Genomic DNA, 22,149 nt, shown 5'->3' with positions numbered 1-22,149 from the left:
TTTCCTCAATGTTCCCTGTTAGGGAGTTACCTTTTCAACGCGTTCGCGCGTCACCACTGCGGGATTGCCACGGCAAATCACATTTGCCGGTAGCGATTTAAAAACACTGCTGCGTGCACCGACCACCGTTCCGTCGCCGATGGTGACGCCTGGCGCGACAAACACATCCGTCGCCAGCCAGCACTTTTCACCAATCACGATAGGCGTCGCGTTAATGTCGAAATGCGCGCTCATATAATCGTGACTGCCAGTGCACAAATAACATTTCTGTGAAACAACGGAATTTGCACCGATAGAAATATCACCCAGCGTGTATAACACTGCGTCATCTCCTACCCAGCTGTAATCGCCTAACGTTAATTTCCACGGGTAGGTAATTCTGACTGAAGGGCGAATAACCACCCCTTTTCCTACCTTTGCGCCAAACAGACGTAATAAGAAAGCACGCCAGCGATACAGCACTTGCGGGGACCACGCGAATAATGTCGCCTGAACGGCCCACCACAGTTGAACCTTAATAGCATTGCCGCCCCGAAAGCCTTTTGGCACGGAGAATCCTTGTAAATCCTGCATCTGTTTTCCTTATATTTGAGCGCTATGCTTTGTTATATAAGGCCTTTGCTTTACCGGTGGTTCGCAAACGCAACATATAAGACAATTGCGCCCAAAAACCCGGCACACGCAATATTGTGCGCTGAACTTTGCGAGCATCCTGACATAATTCAAGGTTATTCGATGTGGATACGCCGCCCATTGAAAATTCAGACACAAGGCCTTTCAAACGCTTAAACGGAAAACCCGCTTTAAACATTCTGGCTGCTAATGCGTAATCGGAAGAGACTTTAAATTGCAGATCGTAGGGGTATGTTTTCAGACCATTTACTGGGAAAAATATTGCCTGATGGCTGGCCGGCAGACTGTGGTAAATATACCAGCCACGTTTTGCACTACGACGTATTTTGGTGCCATCGCCGAAGTCCAGCATCGCATCACCGATATACATCGCATTTTCTGTTTTTTCATCCAACTGACGAACAACATCCACAATTTCTTCATGGAAAATATCGCCGGAATTAAGGAATAGCGCAAAGCGGCCCGTGGCCATATCGATGCCTTTGTTCATCGCATCGTAAATGCCTTTGTCGCGTTCACTAATATAGCGTAAGTTGTACTGACCGTTGAGATTTTTCAGAAATTCCGCAGTGCCATCCTGCGAGCCGCCATCAACGACAATCCATTCGAACTCGATATCCTGCGCTTTCGCCAGATGGGCCAGAGACTGCCAGGTCTTCACCACACCTTCATGATTGCGAAATGCAACAGTAATAACAGTTAGCAGCATTTGACCCACCTCTTTATGTTTTCACTATATTCAGCGCTTTACGCAGAATAAACGGACAAACAATTAAAAACGCATATTCCGGGCTAAAAATTGACCCCGTAAAAAACAACGATATCGGTGTAAACAGGTAAAGCTGTACACGAAAATTCTGATTATTGCCGAAGGCACTGACCATCATTTTCCCAACTTTAAACAGGTACCACCCGGTTAGTATTACTGCAAACCACGAGAAATAAATGATTAACAGATACAACCCATTGTCTATTGTTTTCCCGACGTCTGCACCGTTAAAGATTCCGAATGATGCGACATATTCATAAAGTGAGCCGAATCTTACTACCCCGTCGATATTGGTCAGCGAATATCCTACCATCACAAGCGGACCGATAATGCGGTAATAAGATGAAGAGCCTTCCGTTCCTAAATCACCGACACGCGTCGCGATATATGGAAATGCAAACACAACCCCGACGATAAAGACTGCCAATGAAATAATTGCCAACGGTAACTTTTTTCGGATCGCTTCTTTGTTCAAATACTGGAAAGCCCATTCCAGCAGGTAAAACAAGATAAATGTCATTACCCCTGAGAACGATCCCGAAAGTACTATCCCTGCCAAAATCATAGCATCGGTCTTCGGAGTTTTGATACCGAACTGTTTGATGCTGAGCCAAATTGAGATTAATGCCAGAGCGAAGAACGCGGGCTCGAAATATAGCGCTGTGGTTCGCTTACCCCCAAATTTGATAAAATTCAGCACGTAACTGTTGCTGTAGATGAGGTATTTCGAAATAACCTCCATCAGGCTGCTGCCGCCAGTCAGGATAATCTGCGCCATTTCCATCGCCGCCAGCATCACCACCAGCGCCACCACGGCATAGAAAAAACGTAAAATCTTGCGATAGTTATGCGGTGAAACGGTTTTGAAGCGGATACTCCACACCATGCCGATAATGATCACGATGTAGACAAACAGCATTGTTGAGGTCACGTATTTGCTGGCATCCAGCGACTTGCCGAAGACATAGTTAAAGAGCGTTAACGCAGCACCAACGCCTAACGCGATCATCAACTTTTTCAGGTTGATGCGCTCAACGTAGAGCAACAGCAGTACCGGCAGGAATGTCACGATGGTCACCGGAAAGCTCTCCCCCAGGGAGACTATCTTGACGTTAACCAGCAGGTAAATCAGCGGGAGCAGAAGGTAACTACAGACCTTGATAGAATGAGACATACTCCTCCAGCATCTGTTGTCCACTGTATGCCTGGCGGCTACGTGCGCGGAAAGTCTCCAGGCTTTCGCCAAATACTGCCTGCGCAATCTCGGCTTTATGGCACTGCACCAACGACAGTACCTCTTCTTCACTGAATGTCTTACCGCCCGATTTCTGCAACACTTCACGCGCAGCATCGCTGTGGGTGGCAATCACCGGCACGCCGATAGAGAGCGCTTCACACAGAATAAGCGGATAGTTATCCACGCGTGATGTGAACAGCAACGCATCCATCTGGTTGAGTTCACTCATCAGTTTACGTTTATCTGTCAGAAAACCGTGGTTAACCACATTTGGCGCCTCAAACGGCGAAAACTTACCAAACGTGTGCAGTTCCACCCGGGAGTCCAGCGCCATGATGTCGCGCACCAGTTGCTGGTTGGTTTTGCCGTCATACCGCAAATCATGGGCCACAACGGCGATTTTTGGTTTCCCTTGCGTGACGGTAACCGGGGACAGTTCAGACAAAATTGCCTCAGTCGCGACATCAATCCCGTTATTGATAATGCGACAACGCCCCGCGCCGTAGAGGCTATTAAACGCATCCGCCACGTGCTGGCTGGGGGAAATAAACTGACACCCCAGTGCCAGCATGTCATTGAAGCGCTGGCGTTTGCCCGACACCAGGTGATGCGCGCGGTCCACTTTGACCGGTGGATAGTTCGACAGTGTCGGGCACTTTTTGCACTGATCTTTCCAGCCTTCGCAACCATCGGTAAAGGCACAGCGCCCGGTAACACTCCAGTGATCGTGCAACGTCCAGACAAAGGTGACGTCCGGCTTGTGCGCTTTCACTTTCTGGCAAAAGGTCACCACCTCTTCCAGATTCAGCCAGTAGCTGTGCATCACATGAAAATGGAGCACCACCGGCTCTTCACTACGGGTAACCGTGCGGTAGAGATTATTCAGGTTGCCGAAAACATCACGATTAAACAGGCGGAACAACGCCAGGTTAGCAATCGACGTCAGACGTGGCGTCTGCTTATAAACCTGCGGATAGTCGTCGTGGCTGACGCTTTTTTTGCCGCCTTTGCCATAACCATAAATAAAGCGTGACTGCATGCCTTTTCGCAGTGCGCGCTGATGCAGATCCAGTGCCACACCGGCCGCGCCGCCTTCAGCGAGACGCACATTAAACTGTAAAATATTCATTTAATTACCTTCACACGCGCCTTCTCACCCACCACCAATGCATTGTCCGGCACACTGTCGAGCACCACGCTACCCGCGCCGATGGTGACATTGTTGCCAATGGTAATGTCGCCGATGATCACCACGTTTGCGCCCAGTTCGACGCCGTTGCCAATCACCGGGCAGGCCAGACTTTCCGCGCCGCGATTACCGATAGTGACACCGTGGCGAATTGTGAAGTCATCCCCGGCGATGGTGTTTTTATTGATCACCACCGCGTAGCCGTGATGAATGGTGAAGCGGCGGCCGATGGTGGCGGCGGCCTGGATCTCGTAACCGAACAGACATTCGGTGACAAAACGGTACAGCAGCAACACCGGGGCGGCCCACAAGTTGTTAATGACATGCTTTTTGCGCCAGACGGAGCAAAAATGGGCGATGCGATAAGCCGCTACCATGCAGCAAGGACGTAAGCTCCAGTGATTAGCACGAAAGTCTTCCAGTCGCATTATTTCCCCCGCAGCCCGTCAGCCAGGCGCTTGCCATTACGCAGGGAAAACAGCGTTAACAACGTACGCCAGTTCATGCGCTTATTGCGGATCTGGTACAGGGTAAACAGCTGGTACTTTTTACTGGCGCGGTCGAATTTAGCTTTATGCTTGCGATAAAAGTGGAAATAACCGGAAAATTTCTTAGGCGATGAAGTGATCTGCATTTCACCGTGGTTAATGTGCAGGATCTGCGTGGCCTCTTCGATTTTCGCCGGTTCGCCGTACTCTTCCACCATGCGCAGAAAAATATCGTAATCCTGAGCTGCCTTCAGTTGCGTATCAAACAGGCTCTCTTTAAAGCGCCATGCCCAGGTAAACACCTGATTCCCGACAATATTGCGCTTGTAAAACAACTTGCGGGAAAACGGCGATTTCGGGTAGAGCGGCAGGCTGGTTGGCTGCGCGTACACTTCGCCCTGGCAGACATAATCATTGGCGTATAAGAAACCGCGCGTGTTGAGCAGATCTTTATGCGCCAGGAACACAGACAGGCGATTTGGCGTCCACTCGTCGTCGTCGTCAATACCGGTGATGTACTGCCCTTTCGCCTGCAAAATCGCCTGGTTACGCACCGCGCACGCGCCGGAGTTAAACGCGTTACGCGTGTAGCTCACTCGCGGGTCTCCCAGTTCTTCCACAAATTGTTGCAGTTGCTCGAAGGTAGCGGAGCAATCATCAACAATGATCATTTCCCAGTGCGGGTAATCCTGACGCAGCACCGATTTAATGGCGCGGATCGCCAGCTGCTGCCGGTTCCAGGTTGGCATATAAATGGAAATTAACGGGTTTGCTGTTGTGCTCATGATGCGATCCCTAATACGTTCAACATGCCGCTTGTGCCCCCACTCCCGCCCTCCCCTTCTTATTCAGGAGGAGGGCGGAGCGCATTGAGGGTAGAGGTGAGGGTCTTGTTATTTCGAATCGGATTTGTATTCGTACTCGTAGTAACCGTAATCCTGGTAGCCGGTAGCACGGCGGAAAATCGAGTTCAGGATCACGCCTTTCACTTCAATACCGTTCTGTTCGAAACGGCTCAAACTGGTCTGGATCTCTTTCAACGTGTTCACCGCATAGCGGGCGACCATCAGCGTGGTACCGGCATGGCGACCTACCACTGCAGCATCCGTCACCGCGAGGATGGGCGGCGTATCGATCAGCACCAGGTCATACTGGCTGCTGGCCCATTTCAGCAGTTGTGAAAAACGCTCGCTCATCAACAGTTCAGATGGGTTCGGTGGGATCTGCCCGCGCGGCACGAGGTCAAAATTGCTGATTGACGTCGGTTTCGCGCAGTTCTCTACCGGACCTTTCCCGGCCAGTACATCAGACAGACCATTAACGTTGTCGGTCCCCAGCAGCTCGTGTGTATACCCTTTACGCATATCGCAGTCGATCAGCAGTACGCGTTTATTGGTTTGGCTTATCACCGCTGCCAGGTTGGCACAGACGAACGTTTTACCGATTGACGGGCTGACCCCGGTCATCATCAGCACGTTGTTTTTCGCCTGCATCATGGCGAAGTGAAGACTGGTCCGCAGACTGCGTATCGCTTCAATGGCCAGATCCGTCGGGTTACCCACCGCCAACAACTGGCTCTGTTTGTAACGCTTACTGCCTTTGACGGTTTTGGCGCTATCACGCGCTTTTTGCCACTCCGACAGCGGAATGCTGGCATACACATTCATGCCATGCTCTTCCAGAATCTGCGGGCTTTCGATACCGCGGTTGAACAGGGAGCGCAGCAGTACCGCGACAATCGACACAATCAGGCCAAGGATGATGCTGCCAAGAATGATCAGCACTTTCTTCGGCTTCAGTACACCCGGTTGCGTAATCGCCGGGTCTACGATGCGCACATCCCCCACGGTGCTCGCCTGGGTGATCCGCAGCTCCTGCTGTTTATTCAGCAGTTGCATGTAGACTTGCTGGCCAGATTCGACATCACGGGTCAGACGCACAATTTCCTGTTGCGTTTGCGGCATTGCAGTAATGCGATCGTTCAGTTTGGCTTTTTCATCTTCCAGTGCGCGACGTTTTTCCAGCAACGTGCGGTAGGCCGGGTGCACTTTCGTGTACAACTTGGAAATCTCGGCCTCACGGAAGGTCAGTTCGTTTAACTGCGCATCAATATTGACCATCGAATCCAGTACGGATTTCGCTTCCAGTGGCAAATCCACAGAATCTTTCGTCTGACGATAGGTGTTCAGTTTGTCTTCAGCGACGTCCAGATTGTGGCGCACTTCCGGGAGTTGCTTGTCGAGGAAAATCAGACTTTTCGCGGCTTCCTCTGATTTGCGCTCAATATTCTGCTCAAGGTAATTGCGGGTAATGCTGTCCAGAATGGCGCGGATTTGATCGCGATCTTCCCCGGTAAAACTCAGGCTCAGTACGCCCGTGTCCTTACCGGTTTCCGTCACCGTCAGGCTGTTTTGCAGATTGTTGATCATCCCCAGCGTGGAGAATTTGGTCACGGTAAATTCGCTGTCGGTGGAGGCCTGGATTGCGCTCACCATCATGGTGACGCCCTCCTTACTCAATAACTGCCCCACTTCACCGCGCGCCTCAAAACCGCTGTCGCTGGTTAACAGGTACTGTTTCGGGCCGAGTACCTTCACCGTCCAGGTATCCTCATTTTTCCCTTTCGGCAAGGTAAAAGAGGTGACTTTTACCGTTTCATTCTGACGTCCCATCAGTCGGTCCCAACCGGCACCAAACAGGGGAAAGGTATTTTTGACCACGGAAATGTCGAGATCGAGATCGTCAACGGTTTTGCCCAGCACCATGCGTGACTGGATCAACTGAATTTCCGCTTCCGACGCGGGCGGTTTGTTCGACAGTGCGCTGTTCAGGTCCTGAACCAGCGAGCTGCCCGTGTTCTGCTCGATTTGCACCAGCGCATCGGCGCTGTAAATGGGCGTCGCAAACAGGCAATACACGACGGCGATAAGCGCAAACACGGCCGTGATGCCCAGTACCCACCAGCGAGCTTCAACGATGGTGCCGAACAAACGGCCAATATCGATTTCGTCATTGCCCACCGCCGGGGCGGCATGGTGCGAATGGTGTGTTTTCTCTGTCATTGTTATCCCTGCTGAGCTTGCAATGCCTGCGCCCAATGGCGGGCAGACTGATCAAGTAAGGTGTAAACGGCTTCAAAGGCCTCACGGCTTTTGCGGAACGGATCGGGAATTTCCCGTTCGTTATCCCAGTGACCGAACAGCATGACTTTTCCACGCATTTCCGGGGCAATCTCGCACAGCGAGGCAATATGGCGTTTTTCCATGACCAGAATCAGGTCGTATTGACGGCACATTTCTCCTGAAACCTGCCGTGCGCGATGCCCCTCCAGAGAAAGTTGATTATCGGCCGCCACACTGACGGCGTTGGCATCAGCGCTACGTCCTACCAGCGCCCCCAGGCCCGCCGACTCCACGGTTAATGCGGGTTGGTATTTTTTCAGCAGCCGCTCTGCCGTTGGGGAACGGCAAATGTTCCCCACGCATACCACCAGAATTTTATTAAACATTGCGCATCACCATTTATGGATGGTGCTGGCCGAATCGGTCATGTAGCGAAGGCCACTGATTGTCGGCAGCAACTGGGAGATAAGACGATTCCAGCGCGCCACCGGAGCTGTTGTGACATACACCACGTCATACGGCTGGAGTCTGAAATTCGTCGCCATCACCAGTGAGGTGGCATCCGACATATCCAGTTGGTAAATGTTGGCAATCTTGCCGCCGCGACCGTTCTCGCCGGTCAGCGGACGGATCACGAACACACCACTGGCGTTGGAGGTCGTCAGATCGATACCTTCGGCCTGGCCCAGCGCTTCGGTCAGCGTCATGCCGCTGAAGTCCATTTTGAGGGTGCTCTGTTTTTTCACTTCACCCATCACGAACACTTTCAGGTCGTCATTACGCGGCACGAAGAGAATATCGCCCGGGTAGAGCAAACGGTTCTGGCTCAAATCACCGTTTTGCATCAGCGCTTGCAGCGAAATACGCTGCTCTTTCCCCTGGTGGGTCAGGATGACGTTACGCCAGTCGGCGTTATCAGTCAGACCACCCGCCGCGTTGATTGCATCAAGCACGGTAAGGGGTACGTTGGTGATCGCCTGTTGGCCGGATTTGCCAACCTGGCCCGAGATATAGGCTTTTTGCGAGCGGAATGCGGCGATATTAACGTCCACCTGCGGGTCAGCAATGTACTGCGCTAAACGGCTGGTAATATCACTACGGATCTCGCTAAGCGTTTTGCCCACCACCTGCACGCGACCCACATAGGGGTAAAACATGGTGCCATCAGGCTGAACCCAGTTACCGGCATCGCTGGAGCTGCGGTACTGACCGGCCGGGGTTGTCAATTCCGGGTGATCCCAAACGGTGACATTCAGGACATCTCCGGGGCCCACACGATACTGGTAGGCAGCAATTTCCTGGTCCAGCGACATATTCGGCTGAGCGACATTCGGACGCGGGCGCAATTGTTCAATCAGACGCGGCGTCAATGGATAAACGTTCACCATGCGGTCTAAATCAAAGTCTGCATCCTGCTGTTTAATCACATCCTTTCCCATCGTAGACATATTGCTACCAGGAAAAATTGTGCAGCCACTCATCAAGCTTATGGACACCAATAATGGCATCAATTTCGTTTTAGATTTCATCATTGATTAATTATCACTTTGGCAGAGTAATTATCCTGTGCGATTTATATAAGCGCTCAAGCTGTACACAGATTCAGAATGCAGTTAATCGCGAAGAAATATAACTGGCATCAGTCCTAAAAAGAGCTTATTCAACCGCATGCGATTACAGAATAATCTGCAAAGGTTGACGGCTGTCGGGCACGCTACCGCCCTTGGCTTTCAGTAACCAAACCACTGATTCAACGCTAACTTATTGCCAGACATCCTTTTTTATCCTCTTCTGACGACGACATGAGACAGGTCAGATAAAATACTGCGGGTGGTGTTTTTAGCACTGATAAACAATGCTGAAAATAACAGCGCTGGTATATTTAATGATGCACGAGGAATTGTTGCAGCTAAGCGAATAGCAGGCAAGGTAGCATCCGGTGATAAACATCTTTTTAAGAATAATATTAAGGGCAAAGTTTTCAGTTTTTAGGATTTTACGTATATTGACAAGCAACCAGCTCCGAACTACCTGTGCGAAATATCTTAATTCTTTTATTTTTCTCTAATGATTAATCACAGTAACAATAAGGAAATAGAATAAAAATATATTCCAATCCGCCGCTAAAATAAGATAAATCGCAGGCTGGCATTGCATTTTGTGCCAGCTTTATCCATGATCGCGCTGTGACAATTGTCATATCACTGAAGGTGTTACGTTAACGATGGAATGGATTGCCGATCCGTCAATATGGGCCGGACTGGTTACGCTGGTCGTAATCGAACTGGTTCTGGGTATTGATAACCTGGTTTTTATTGCAATTCTTGCGGAAAAATTACCCCCGGCGCAGCGCGATCGCGCCCGCGTCACTGGCCTGATACTCGCCATGCTGATGCGCCTGCTGCTGCTGGCCTCTATTTCGTGGCTGGTCACGCTGACCAATCCGCTGTTTACCGTTCGTGGTTTAAGCTTTAGCGCCCGCGACCTGATTATGCTGCTCGGCGGCTTATTCCTGCTGTTTAAAGCTACGGTCGAATTGAACGAACGGCTGGAAGGGAAAGACAGCGACAATCCAACGCAGCGTCGCGGAGCGAAATTCTGGGCTGTCGTAACACAGATAGTGGTGCTGGACGCGGTCTTCTCGCTTGACTCAGTGATCACCGCCGTCGGTATGGTTGATCATCTGGCGGTGATGATGGCGGCGGTGGTGATTGCCATTTCGTTGATGCTGCTTGCCAGTAAATCCCTCACCCGTTTTGTCAACAGTCACCCGACCATTGTCATTCTCTGTTTAAGCTTCCTGCTGATGATTGGTTTTAGCCTGGTGGCGGACGGTTTTGGCTTTCATATTCCCAAAGGGTATCTGTACGCGGCAATTGGCTTCTCGGTAATGATTGAAGCGCTTAACCAACTGGCTATCTTTAACCGTCGTCGTTTCTTGTTTGCTAATCAGACATTGCGTCAACGCACCACCGAAACCGTAATGCGCCTGTTAAGCGGTCGCAAAGAGGATGCGGAACTTGACGCCGACACGGCTTCGATGCTGCGCGACAGCGATGACAGTCAAATTTTTAACCCGCAAGAGCGGCGGATGATTGAGCGGGTGCTGAATCTTAACCAGCGTACCGTCAGCAGCATCATGACCTCGCGCCACGATATTGAGCATATCGATCTGCGTGCGCCGGAGGCGGAGATCCGCGCCCTGCTGGATAAAAACCAGCACACTCGCGTGGTGGTAACCGACAGCGAGGATCAGGATGACCTGCTGGGTGTGGTGCATGTGATTGACCTGTTGCAGCAATCCCTGCGCGGCGAACCGCTGGATCTGAAAGCCCTGATACGCCAGCCCCTGGTGTTCCCGGAGGCGTTGCCGCTATTACAGGCGCTTGAGCAGTTCCGCAATGCGCGTACGCACTTTGCCTTCGTGGTGGATGAGTTTGGCTCAGTCGAAGGCATTGTCACCCTGAGCGATGTAATGGAAACCATCGCCGGTAATCTGCCTAACGAAGTAGAAGAGATCGATGCCCGGCATGATATTCAGAAAAACAGCGACGGAAGCTGGACCGCCAACGGTCATATGCCGCTGGAAGATCTGGTGCAGTATGTTCCCTTGCCCCTCGACGAGAAGCGTGAATATCACACAATTGCCGGCCTGCTGATGGAGTATCTGCAACGTGTGCCGAAGTCCGGTGAAGAAGTTCAGGTCGGCAACTTCCTGCTTAAAACCCTGGAAGTTGAAAGCCACCGCGTACAGAAAGTGCAGCTTATTCCGCTGCAACCCGAAGACGATCTCGACTACGAGGTCTGACGCGCCGGGTTTACCCGGCAAACGTCAGGCTTTCACAATGGCAATACCCCGCTGAGCAAATGGCGCCAGACTGCGATCGTCAGTCTGTGCGTCGACCACCAGCGTATTGACCAGCGAAATATCGCCAATCACCCACGGTGATGCGGTGTGCAGTTTTTCCGGTGAGGCCAGTACGATGGTTTCCGCCGCGCGGTCCGCCATGGCCCGCTTGATGCGTGACTCTTCAAAATCGCCGGTACTCAGACCGGCGTCTACATGCACGCCCGTGACGCCCATAAAAAAGAGATCGGCGCGCACTCTGGCAATCCCTTCAAACGCCGCAGCCCCCACATTCACGATAGAGTGCTTGTACAACTGACCGCCAATCATGATCACCGTAATCAGCGGGTGTTGCGCCAGTCCCACCGCGATACCCGGACTGTGCGTGACGACCGTCAGTTTCAGATCCGGCGGGAAAAAAGCGATCAGCTCCGCGGTTGTCGTGCCGCCGTCAATCATCACCACCTGCCCTGGTGAGACCAGTTGCGCGCCTCTTTGTGCAATCCGCCGTTTGGCGTCAGATTGCAGACACTGACGCTCCGCAAAGGTAACGACAGCGGCAGAGGCGGGCAAAGCCCCGCCGTGTACTCGCTGGAGCAGCCCCTCTGCCGCCAGTTCGCGTAAATCACGCCGGATCGTATCTTCCGACACACCAAACGCGTCGCTGAGATTTCGGGACAATACCTGCCCCTCTTCGGCGAGTCGGGTCAGGATTAATTGCTTACGTTGCGAGGTGAGCATGGTGAACTCCATTTGCACGAAATTCCTTGATGATGCACGAATATGCACGTTATGCTGACAATTCTACATCCTGAGGAGCGACCATGCCATCTGAACATGCACAAATACGCATTATCTCGTCAACGCCGCTTTCCGAAAACTGGGGGAAACTCACCCAATACACCTTCGATTACCGCCGACGCGACGGCGAATGGCAGCGCCAGTCCCGCGAAGTTTATGACCGTGGCAACGGCGCTGTGATCCTGCTGTATAACCGCGCCAAACGCAGCGTGGTGTTGACGCGGCAATTTCGTTTGCCACTGTTTGTCAGCCAGCATCACGGCTTTTTGCTCGAAGCCGCCGCCGGACTGCTGGATGCACTCGATCCTGAGGAACGGATTAAGCACGAGGCTGAAGAAGAAACCGGCTACCGCATCGAACAGGTCGAAAAAGTATTTGAAGCCTGGATGAGCCCAGGCTCGGTGACGGAGAAACTGCATTTTTTCATCGCAGAGTATGACGACAGTCGACGTATCAACGAAGGCGGCGGACTGATTGACGAAGGGGAAGATATTGAAGTGGTGGAAATGGATTTTGCCACAGCGCTGGCGGGGATCCGCAGCGGCGACATTGCCGATGGCAAAACCATTATGCTGTTGCAGCATCTGGCGCTGGAAGGGATCCTGTAAAACGGACGCGATAGCTACCGGTTGGCGCTGCGTTTATCCGGCCAGAGGCGCTGGCCGGATATGCACCTACATTTTGTCGAGCAGCTTTTTCACATCTTTGCCGTTCTGGTGATCTTTATTACGGTCAGCCCAGTCATTCAGCCGGCGTTTTGCTTCATCCTGCAAATGCTTACGCAGCAACTGATCGACCTGCAAACTGTAGTGAAGCGACTGCCACTGGCCGTAAATGGTGAGTGGGATTGGCGTATTTTTCAGGAAATCGATCAACGCCCCGTCGCCCTGCCAGCCTTGCAGAACACGAACGTTAAAGCGCGTATCCGTCTGCTCTTTAACCAGATCCATTTGCCCTTCGCCGGTTAGCGACAATACCGCCGAACTGCCCTGCATATTGCTGAAGGTCATCTGCCCTTCATCCAGGCTAATGTCGGTCGTGAAATCATCCAGCCGCGTAGCAGTGTCATCGTTTTCCTGCGTCTGCACATCGCTACTGCGCGCCACCGCCTGTTGGATTAACTGCTGGAAGTTCAGACCTTCCATGCGGCTGTTTTTCAGATCGATATGCGCCTCGCCCTGCCAGTGACGGCGGAAATTATCCGCATCAATGCGTGGACCAGAAAAATCACCCGCCAGCGTCAGGCTACCGGTCAGCGCGATAGGATAATTAAAGGCTTTGAGGATATTGCCAATTTCCACATCATCCAGCCGCGGCTGGAAAACGGCCCGTGACTGCTCACCACGCACATCCAGCGTCCCCGGCAAGGCGATACGCCCGTTGCCCATCTTCCCTTCCAGAGTCGGAATGGTGAGCAAGCCAAGCTGGTTAGCAAATTGCCCATTGACGTCATTAAACGTCATCCCACGCCAGTGCAGCGTCTTCGCCGTCACGCCGACCTGCGCCACAAAGTCGCGTAAGCCGTTGTACTCCGGCAAATCCTGATTGTTGGCAATCACCGGTCTTGGCAACCGGTTCTGCGCCTGCTGTCCCTGCTGCTGAACATCGTTACTGGTGGCAACGCGGGTTTCCGGGGCCAGTAAATTATCCAGGTTGAGGGTGTCAAAATTCAGCTCGAGCGCCCAAACAGGCTGTGCAGCAAAGGTCACGCTACCATTACCGGTAAACGCGCTGTCGTTAGCGCTCAGGCTAAGGTTGCTCAGCGTCAGGCGACGCTGTGCGCCCTGCCACTGCGCCTGTAATCGCCCCTCTCCGGCGATCCCCTGCGATGGCACATCACCGCCTTGCAGTTGCCATTTCAGGCTATCAACCACTGCATTCAGATTATGCGGGTAGTCCTGCGCATCAACTTTCGCACTTAAAGAAAGCGTCAGATCCCGCTGGTTGCGGTTAACGCGCCCGGAGAAATCAAGAGCCGCCTTATGCTGCGCATCCTGTTCCATTTGCAGGCGAATATCGCGCACCGTTATCGGATCATCATCTTCATGCTGGAACACCAGCACGCTATCTGCCACCTGTAAACCGGCAATGTCCCATGACCAGCCGCGGTCATCTGCAACATCAGGCAGGGCGTTCTCTTTCGGTGCCACCGGGGCATCTTTTTGCACCGCCGCTTTGCTTTGCGGGGTCAACTGAATGATGGCCCCTTTCAGCATCACCTGTTTGACTTGCAACTGATGCGACAATAATGGCCATAACGCCACATCAAGGCGCATATTGTCGGCTTTCACCACCGCCGTTTGCGCCCCCGGTGCGGTCAAGGTCATCCGCCCGGACAGAATGCTAAGCTGCGGCCAGACATGCCAACGCAGCGGGCCATCAAGCTGTAACTGATAACCGCTACGCGTCTCGACCTGGCGCACCATATACGCACGAAAATCGTTGGGATTTACCAGCAATACCAACGCCGACAGGCCGGCAACCAGCACGACCAGTAAAATCATCAGCGTGGTTAACACTCTTCTCATGGCATCCTCAGTGGGCTTACGTCGCTCAGTCTTTGTCAATGCGGCTGGCAACCGCGCCTTGTTGATCGCGATACTTCGCGTCTTCACGGCGGTTATAGGGGCGATCGGCCGGACCCGACAGCGGCTCAAAGCTCAATGCACCGATCAGCATGCCAGGACGCAGCGCCAGCGGTAATTTACCGGAGTTGTAAAACTCCAGCACAATGCAACCCGACCAGCCGGGATCGATGCGGTGCGCGGTAACGTGCACCATCAGCCCCAAACGCGCCAGCGACGAGCGGCCATCCAGCCAGCCCACCAAATCCGCAGGCAACGTAACGGACTCATAGGTTACTGCCAGCGCCAGTTCACCGGGATGAAGGTAAAACGCCTCACCATCGGCGAGCACGATCTCGTCGCTCATCACGCGATCAAGCGCGGCGCTGACTTCGTGCTTCGGGCCACTTAAATCAATAAATGCCGCCGTATGCCCACTGAATGTGCGGAATTTGTTGCCGAGGCGGACATCCACCGTAGCGCCATTAATACGCTCTACCGGGGGACGCGGGGTAATAGCGAGGCGGCCTTGATCCAACCAGGCTTCAATATCGCGGTCACAAAGACGCATGGCACATTCTCCTTTTGGTGCGATATACCCCTGAAGATTCCTCAGGGGCCAGCGGTTAATACTGAGTGTTACAGCCTAACATGTATTATTCAAAAAATTGGCTGATTTTGGCTTTCAGGATATCAATGGCGATGCGGTTTTTGCCCCCGCGCGGCACGATGATATCGGCGTACTGCTTGGAGGGTTCAATGAACTGCAGGAACATCGGACGTACGGTTTTTTGATACTGCGCCATCACCGAGTCCATCGAACGCCCACGCTCATTCACGTCGCGCTTAATACGGCGCATCAGGCAGATATCCAGCGGGGTATCAACAAAAATAGAGAAGTTCATTTCGCCACGCAGGCGCGAGTCGGTCAGCAGCAGGATCCCTTCCAGGATGATGACTTTTTTCGGTTCGATAAGGATCGTTTCCGCCGTGCGGGTATGTTCTACATAGCTGTAAACGGGCAACTCAATGGCTTCGCCACGCTTAATAGATTGTAAATGCTGGAATAGCAGACTGTGATCCATCGCGCTGGGATGGTCATAGTTGGTTTTTACGCGCTCTTCCATCGACAAATGGCTTTGATCTTTGTAGTAACTGTCTTCCGGAATAACGCCAATGTGTTCATCACCAACCTGTTCGCGCAGTTCGCGGTATAGCGTACTGGCAATGAGACTTTTACCTGAAGCGGATGCGCCGGCGATGCCGATAATGACGCACTGATGGGACTTATCAGTCATAAATTTAGCGACCTGATTAACCTGGATGTAAAGGAAGGACGACGCCAAAGCGTCAAACGCGGCAATTATAGGGATTTCGTGGTCGCGATACCAGTCGAATACGCGCCGGAGGGATGGTGCTCGCAAAGTGGTTTATTTTTGCTTTACCCGCTGACTATTCGCAAATTTAAACGCTCACAAATGAAGCGCGATGCGCCTTTTTTCTACGGACTAAGTAATTAATAACCCTATGATGTCAAATTATGAGCGCCCGCCATAGGAATTGTAAATTGTTTGTACTAGCATAATCCGAAATTCAAATTTATACGTCCGGACTCCGTTCCCGACGGCACAGGGTTTGCGGACTAAGCGGTAAATGAAGAAACACTACCAGCGCGTTTTGGTTACCACTCCATATCCTGGACTGCGACTCATCAGTTTAGGGCTGCTCTCTTTTATCTTTACCCTTTTCTCGCTGGAGCTGATTCGTTTTGGCACCGCCATCGCGCCACTGTGGTTACCCACCGCTATTATGACCGTGGCGTTTTATCGTCATGCCGGGCGGATGTGGCCTGGTATCGCCCTCGCCTGTACGCTGGGCAATGTCGCTGCGACGCTTTTTCTTTTCTCCACTGATTTTGTCGATCTCCGCTATACCGCCATCAATATTGTGGAAGCGGTGATCGGCGCGATACTGCTGCGTAAACTGCTGCCCTGGTATAACCCATTACAGAATCTCAACGACTGGGTGCGTCTGGCTATTGGCAGCGCGCTGATTCCCCCGCTGATAGGGGGTCTGCTGGCCTGCATCGTGGTGCCGGGCGACAATCTTCTACGTACTTTTCTGGTATGGGTGTTGTCTGAGTCGATTGGCGCGCTGGCGCTGGTGCCGCTGGGCCTGCTGTTTAAAGCGCACTATTTATTGCGCCACCGTAAACCACAACTGCTGTTGGAAACCCTCGGCACCCTGGTGGTGACGCTGGCACTGAGCTGGCTGGCCCTGCATTATCTGCCGTGGCCTTTCACCGCAGTGATCGTCCTGCTGATGTGGAGTGCGGTGCGTCTGCCGCGTGTAGAAGCGTTTACGGTCTTCCTCAGCACCGTAATGATGGTTTCGCTGATCATCGCGCTGAACCCCGTTCTCATTAGGGGCGCAGGTAATGGAGTAGTGATTAACGCGCCCTGGTTGCCGTTCCTGATGATCTTACTGCCCGTGAACGTTATGACCATGGTGATGTATGCGTTCCGTGCTGAACGTAAGCATATTACCGAGAGCGAAGAGCGTTTTCGCAACGCCATGGAGTACGCCACCATCGGTATGGCACTGGTGGGGACTGAAGGACAATGGCTGCAGGCGAACAAAGCGCTGTGCCAATTCCTCGGCTACAGCCAGGATGAATTGCGCTTAATGAACTTTCAGCAGCTCACCTGGCCGGAAGATTTAAATGCCGACCTTGAACAGCTTGGACAACTGGCGCGCGGTGAAATCTCCAGCTACTCCATGGAGAAGCGCTATTACACACGCAATGGCGATTTAGTCTGGGCGCTGCTTGCCGTTTCTGTGGTTCGGCACGCTGACGGTACGCCGCTCTACTATATCGTCCAGATTGAAGACATTAACGATCTCAAACAGACCGAATGGGTCAACAAACGCCTGATGGAGCGTATCACCCTGGCGAATGAGGCGGGGGGAATCGGCATCTGGGAGTGGGAACTGGAGCCGGACATCATCAGTTGGGATAAGCGGATGTTTGAGTTGTATGAAGTCCCTTCGCATATCAAACCCACCTGGCAACTCTGGTACGAACGCATCCTGCCGGAAGATCGTGCAGAAACCGAGCGCGTCATCCGTGATTCCCTGGTCGCACGAATCGCCTTCAAGCTGGAGTTTCGTATCAGCGTAAAAGGCGGCATACGCCATATTCGCACCCTGGCGAACCGCGTTCTGGGTAAAAGCGGTGATGTTGAACGCCTGCTTGGCGTCAATATGGATATGACCGAGGTTAAGCAGCTTAACGACGCGCTGTTTCAGGAGAAAGAGCGCCTGCATATCACGCTCGACTCTATCGGTGAGGCGGTGCTCTGTACCGATGTGGAAATGAACGTCACCTTTATGAACCCGGTGGCAGAGAAAATGAGCGGCTGGTCGCAGGAACAGGCTATGGGGCAGCCGCTGCTGACCGTTCTGCGCATTACCTTTGGCAGCAACGGCCCGGTAATGGAGAATATCCACAGTGGCGATATGTCACGCTCAGATATTGAGCAGGATGTGGTACTGCATTGTCGCACAGGCGGTAACTTCGATATTCATTACAGCATTACGCCGCTCAGCACGCTGGACGGGCAAAATATCGGCTCGGTGCTGGTTATTCAGGACGTGACTGAATCACGTAAGATGCTGCGTCAGCTCAGCTACAGCGCATCACACGACGCCCTCACCCATCTGGCGAACCGGGTCAGTTTCGAAAACCACCTGAAACGTCTGCTGGTGACTGTGCAGGAGTTTCGCCAGCGTCACGCGCTGGTCTTTATCGATCTCGACCGTTTTAAAGCAGTCAACGACAGTGCCGGGCACGCCGCCGGAGACGCGCTGCTGCGTGAGATTTCCTCGCTGATGCTTAGCATGTTGCGTTCCACCGACATTCTTGCCCGCCTTGGCGGTGATGAGTTTGGTTTACTGCTTCCGGACGCGAACATTGAGAGCGCACGGTATATTGCCGGGCGCATTGTGGAGTCCATCAACGAGTATCGCTTTGTATGGGAAGGCCGTGAGCACCGTATCGGTGCCAGTTCCGGTATCACCATGATTGACGACACCAATCATCAACTGACCGATGTGATGTCGCAGGCGGATATAGCCCTTTATGCGTCGAAGAATAACGGGCGCGGCATGGTGACGGTATACGAGCCGCAACAAGGGATGCAGCCCCACGAACGCAGCATGATGTCGCTGGATGAACAATGGCGCATGATCAAAGAGAACCATCTGCTGCTGATTGCCCGCGGTGTGGCGTCTCCGCGGGTGCCGGAAGCCTGTAACTTCTGGCTTCTCTCCCTGCGTTTGTGGACCAGCGAGGGCGAAGTCATGGAAGAAAATCCCTTCCGCGCCGGCTTAAATGAGCCTGAGTTGATTCGCGCGCTCGACCGCCGGGTCTTTCACGAATTTTTCCGCAATCATGCGACCGCCGTTGCCGGTAAAGGCCTCGGTATCGCCCTGCCTCTTTCCGTTGCCGGGTTAGGCAGCACCCCGCTGGTGGACGAATTACTCGATCTGCTCGCGCGTGGGCCGATGCCAGGACGCCTGCTGCATCTGGTGATCCATGCCGATGCATTAATGCGTGAAGGCGCAACCATTAGTGATAACCTGAAACGCCTGCGCCATGCAGGCTGCCGGATTATCCTCAGCCATGTGGGTCACGACCTGGACATCTTTAACCACCTTACACCGCATATGGCCGATTACCTGCTGCTGGAGCCGGAACTGGTGACCAATGTCCACGGCAATCTGATGGATGAGATGATGGTGACCATAATCCAGGGGCATGCCCAGCGCCTTGGCCTGAAGAGCATTGCCGGCCCAACCAGCCAGCCACTGATGATGGACACCTTGTCCGGCATCGGTATTGATTTGATGTATGGCGATATTATCTCGCAGGCGCAGCCATTAGATTTGATGCTCAACACCAGTTATTTCGCGATAAATTAATGCACTCGCCGGGGACATCAGGTCATTGCCACAGGCAGTCAGCGCACGCCTGAGGCAAAACGGCAAGAAAACAGCCTTACTTTTTCAACGGTTCCCACCCCTCGGTATACCAGATATGCAGCAACGCATATGATCGCCAAGGCTGCCAGCGCTCGGCATAACGGCGGGTTTGTGCAGGCGTCATCCCGGCAAAACGTTGCTTGATCAGGTAATCGTCCGGCAGAAAAATGTCCGTTGCCTGCCAGCCGCGCAGGGCAAAATAGCTGGCAGTCCAGCGCCCGATGCCGGGAAACGTTTGCAGCAACTTCACCCCTTGCTCCACATCCTCAGGCGGGGTCAGCGGCAGGAGACCATTGCAGGCAGATTGAGCGAGAAAAATTAACGCCTGCGCGCGTTTCAGCGGCATGCCAAGTGCTTTCAGCGCATGCGGATCGGCGTTTGCCAGTTGCTGCGCCGTCGGGAAACAGATGAAACCCGGCGCATCCGCCAGCGGTTCACCGTAACGTTGTGCGACGTTTGCCGTCAGTTTCGCCGCCATTGCGACGCTCACCAATTGCCCCAGAATCGCGCGTACGCCTTGTTCAAAGGGGTCCATACATCCCGGTAAGCGCAAGCCGGGACGCGCCTCGCCCAGTTCTCCCAGCGCAGCGCCAACGGTCTGTGGATCGCACTGCAAATCGAACAAGCAGGCCAGCCGTTGCAAACAGTGTTCCGCAACCGGCTGCAATCCGTCGCTGAGCGTGACCATTAAGGTCGCTGTCGCGTCATCCGGTTCGGCGGTGATCACGCCGCGATGCCCGGCGCAGGCATAGGAGCGCACATAGCGCCCATCGCGAACCTCTTCGACGCCCGCCACCGCACGCGCCCCTAAAAATCCTAACATCCACGCCCAGTCATAAGGCGGCTGCCAGCGCAATTTATACATAGTGACTCCTGACGGTTGACGCTAACAGCATAAACAACTTAGGCAATCTCCGCCTTGCTTTCATATTCCGGTTGTCGCCCGCCGCGCATTCGGCTAAAGTCGCCCCCCTTCTTCACTGGCATGGGGATAAAAACGTGTTTGTAGGTTTTGACTACGGTACCGCGAACTGCTCGGTAGCCGTGATGCGCGATGGCGCACCACAATTATTGACCATGGAAAATAACAGCACGCTGTTGCCGTCCATGTTGTGCGCACCCACGCGCGAAGCCGTCAGCGAATGGCTGTACCGTCATCATCAGGTTCCGGCAACGGGAAGCGAAACCCAGGCGCTGCTGCGCCGGTCAGTCAGCTTTAACCGCGAGGAAGATATTGAGGTTGCCGCCAACAGCGTACAGTTCGGTCTGGCGTCACTACACCAGTACGTGAGCGATCCGGAAGAGGTGTACTTTGTTAAATCACCGAAATCGTTCCTCGGTGCCAGCGGTCTGAAGCCGCAGCAGATTGCCCTGTTCGAAGACCTGGTCTGCGCCATGATGCTGCATATTCGCCAGCAGGCGGAGTCACAGCTACCGCAGGCGATTGATCAGGCGGTGATAGGCCGCCCGATTAACTTCCAGGGCTTGGGGGGAGATGAAGCAAACGCGCAAGCGCAGGGGATCCTCGAACGCGCGGCAAAGCGTGCGGGTTTCCGGGATGTGGTATTTCAGTACGAGCCGGTTGCCGCAGGGCTGGATTTTGAAGCAACGCTGAATACGGAAAAACGCGTGCTGGTGGTGGATATTGGCGGCGGTACCACCGACTGCTCGCTGCTGTTGATGGGACCGCAATGGCGCGAAAAGCAAGAGCGCGCCGCCAGCCTGCTCGGTCACAGTGGTTGCCGCGTCGGCGGTAACGATCTCGACATCGCCCTGGCGTTTAAAAACCTGATGCCATTACTTGGCATGGGCGGGCAAACAGAGAAAGGCATCGCGCTACCGATTCTCCCCTGGTGGAACGCCGTTGCCATCAACGATGTTCCGGCGCAAACCGAGTTCTACAGCGCAGCCAATGGCCGTTTACTTAACGATCTGCTGCGGGATGCCCTCGATACCGACAAAGTCGCCTTATTGCTGAAAGTCTGGCGTCAACGTCTGAGCTATCGTCTGGTACGCAGCGCTGAGGAGAGCAAAATCGCCCTCTCCGAACAGCCGCAAACCCTCGCGCAATTGTCATTTATCCGCGACAACCTGGCAGCGGCAATCAGCCAACAGGGGCTGGAAGCGGCACTCAGCCAACCGTTACAGCGCATTCTGGAGCAGGTGCAGCTGGCGCTGGAGAGCAGTCAGGAGACACCGGAGGTGATTTATCTCACCGGCGGTAGCGCCCGTTCGCCCATTATCAAAAAAGCGCTGGCGGACACCCTGCCGGGTATCCCGATCGCCGGGGGCGACGACTTTGGCTCTGTTACCGCCGGTCTCGCACGCTGGGCGCAAGTCTTGTTCCGTTAATCTTCTGCCGGGTGGCCCGCACCCGGCATTATTTTCTCCGCCATAATCGCCCTATCGCAAATTACCATTCCTGACAAACGTTTCCAGACAGTGTTTCATTTTTC

At 53.4% G+C, this 22,149-nt stretch carries 18 protein-coding genes; 4 read left to right on the top strand and 14 right to left on the bottom strand.

Annotated features, from left to right (window positions below):
• Positions 1-18 precede the first annotated feature (18 nt).
• The 9 genes from wcaF to ABGA49_RS05480 all read right to left on the bottom strand — a co-directional run bounded on the left by wcaF (position 19) and on the right by ABGA49_RS05480 (position 8,970).
• The gene (gene wcaF / locus ABGA49_RS05520) at positions 19-573 is read right to left on the bottom strand and encodes a colanic acid biosynthesis acetyltransferase WcaF (RefSeq protein WP_061494067.1); all 555 of its coding nucleotides are present in this window, start codon (positions 571-573) and stop codon (positions 19-21) included.
• 22 nt (positions 574-595) lie between these two features.
• Positions 596-1,342, bottom strand: a complete 747-nt coding sequence (gene wcaE, locus ABGA49_RS05515) for a colanic acid biosynthesis glycosyltransferase WcaE (protein WP_061494066.1) — start codon at positions 1,340-1,342, stop codon at positions 596-598.
• Between the two features lie 13 nt (positions 1,343-1,355).
• Positions 1,356-2,576, bottom strand: coding sequence for a colanic acid polymerase WcaD (gene wcaD, locus ABGA49_RS05510; protein ID WP_061494065.1), 1,221 nt, complete (start codon positions 2,574-2,576; stop codon positions 1,356-1,358).
• On the bottom strand, positions 2,551-3,768 hold the full coding sequence (wcaC, locus tag ABGA49_RS05505) for a colanic acid biosynthesis glycosyltransferase WcaC (RefSeq protein ID WP_347665239.1): 1,218 nt from the start codon (positions 3,766-3,768) through the stop codon (positions 2,551-2,553). Before wcaC ends, wcaD begins: the two co-directional genes overlap by 26 nt.
• On the bottom strand, positions 3,765-4,256 hold the full coding sequence (gene wcaB, locus ABGA49_RS05500; protein WP_061494063.1) for a colanic acid biosynthesis acetyltransferase WcaB: 492 nt from the start codon (positions 4,254-4,256) through the stop codon (positions 3,765-3,767). Before wcaB ends, wcaC begins: the two co-directional genes overlap by 4 nt.
• Positions 4,256-5,101: a colanic acid biosynthesis glycosyltransferase WcaA gene (gene wcaA / locus ABGA49_RS05495; protein WP_088238055.1), complete on the bottom strand. Its 846-nt coding sequence runs from the start codon at positions 5,099-5,101 to the stop codon at positions 4,256-4,258. Before wcaA ends, wcaB begins: the two co-directional genes overlap by 1 nt.
• A gap of 108 nt (positions 5,102-5,209) precedes the next feature.
• Positions 5,210-7,378 (bottom strand): tyrosine-protein kinase Wzc, encoded by a 2,169-nt coding sequence (gene wzc / locus ABGA49_RS05490; protein ID WP_061494061.1) that lies wholly within the window; start codon positions 7,376-7,378, stop codon positions 5,210-5,212.
• A 2-nt stretch (positions 7,379-7,380) separates the two neighbouring features.
• Positions 7,381-7,824, bottom strand: a complete 444-nt coding sequence (gene wzb / locus ABGA49_RS05485; protein ID WP_061494060.1) for a low molecular weight protein-tyrosine-phosphatase Wzb — start codon at positions 7,822-7,824, stop codon at positions 7,381-7,383.
• A 6-nt stretch (positions 7,825-7,830) separates the two neighbouring features.
• Positions 7,831-8,970, bottom strand: coding sequence for a polysaccharide export protein (locus tag ABGA49_RS05480; RefSeq protein WP_061494059.1), 1,140 nt, complete (start codon positions 8,968-8,970; stop codon positions 7,831-7,833).
• Between the two features lie 692 nt (positions 8,971-9,662).
• Here ABGA49_RS05480 and ABGA49_RS05475 point away from each other — a divergent pair.
• Entirely contained in the window at positions 9,663-11,246 is a 1,584-nt protein-coding gene (locus ABGA49_RS05475; protein WP_347665238.1) for a TerC family protein, read from the top strand.
• A 24-nt stretch (positions 11,247-11,270) separates the two neighbouring features.
• Here the strand turns inward: ABGA49_RS05475 and ABGA49_RS05470 are convergent, their stop codons facing one another.
• Positions 11,271-12,026, bottom strand: coding sequence for a DeoR/GlpR family DNA-binding transcription regulator (locus ABGA49_RS05470; protein ID WP_347665237.1), 756 nt, complete (start codon positions 12,024-12,026; stop codon positions 11,271-11,273).
• A gap of 83 nt (positions 12,027-12,109) precedes the next feature.
• Between ABGA49_RS05470 and ABGA49_RS05465 the strand changes: the two genes are divergently transcribed.
• Positions 12,110-12,694 (top strand): NUDIX domain-containing protein, encoded by a 585-nt coding sequence (locus ABGA49_RS05465; RefSeq protein WP_088238057.1) that lies wholly within the window; start codon positions 12,110-12,112, stop codon positions 12,692-12,694.
• Between the two features lie 66 nt (positions 12,695-12,760).
• On the opposite strand, the gene asmA is transcribed toward ABGA49_RS05465, so the two are convergent.
• From asmA to udk, 3 genes are all read right to left on the bottom strand, one after another.
• Entirely contained in the window at positions 12,761-14,614 is a 1,854-nt protein-coding gene (asmA, locus tag ABGA49_RS05460) for an outer membrane assembly protein AsmA (protein WP_134317911.1), read from the bottom strand.
• A gap of 25 nt (positions 14,615-14,639) precedes the next feature.
• The gene (gene dcd / locus ABGA49_RS05455; RefSeq protein WP_061494054.1) at positions 14,640-15,221 is read right to left on the bottom strand and encodes a dCTP deaminase; all 582 of its coding nucleotides are present in this window, start codon (positions 15,219-15,221) and stop codon (positions 14,640-14,642) included.
• A gap of 85 nt (positions 15,222-15,306) precedes the next feature.
• Entirely contained in the window at positions 15,307-15,948 is a 642-nt protein-coding gene (gene udk, locus ABGA49_RS05450) for a uridine kinase (protein WP_061494053.1), read from the bottom strand.
• A 355-nt stretch (positions 15,949-16,303) separates the two neighbouring features.
• On the opposite strand from udk, the gene ABGA49_RS05445 reads away from it, so the two are divergent.
• Positions 16,304-19,633 (top strand): diguanylate cyclase, encoded by a 3,330-nt coding sequence (locus ABGA49_RS05445; protein ID WP_061494052.1) that lies wholly within the window; start codon positions 16,304-16,306, stop codon positions 19,631-19,633.
• A gap of 76 nt (positions 19,634-19,709) precedes the next feature.
• Here the strand turns inward: ABGA49_RS05445 and alkA are convergent, their stop codons facing one another.
• Positions 19,710-20,558 (bottom strand): DNA-3-methyladenine glycosylase 2, encoded by an 849-nt coding sequence (gene alkA, locus ABGA49_RS05440; protein WP_061494051.1) that lies wholly within the window; start codon positions 20,556-20,558, stop codon positions 19,710-19,712.
• Between the two features lie 134 nt (positions 20,559-20,692).
• Here alkA and yegD point away from each other — a divergent pair, with 134 nt between their 5' ends.
• Positions 20,693-22,045 carry a molecular chaperone gene (yegD, locus tag ABGA49_RS05435; RefSeq protein WP_347665236.1) on the top strand — a complete coding sequence of 451 codons (1,353 nt, stop codon included), beginning with the start codon at positions 20,693-20,695 and terminating at the stop codon, positions 22,043-22,045.
• The last annotated feature ends 104 nt before the right edge of the window (positions 22,046-22,149 follow it).

The sequence above is a fragment of the Kosakonia sp. WA-90 genome, assembly GCF_039871955.1.
Classification (GTDB): Bacteria; Pseudomonadota; Gammaproteobacteria; order Enterobacterales; family Enterobacteriaceae; genus Kosakonia; species Kosakonia oryzendophytica.
Note: the sequence above shows the minus strand (reverse complement) of the source record. Positions and strands in the feature narration are given on the sequence as shown.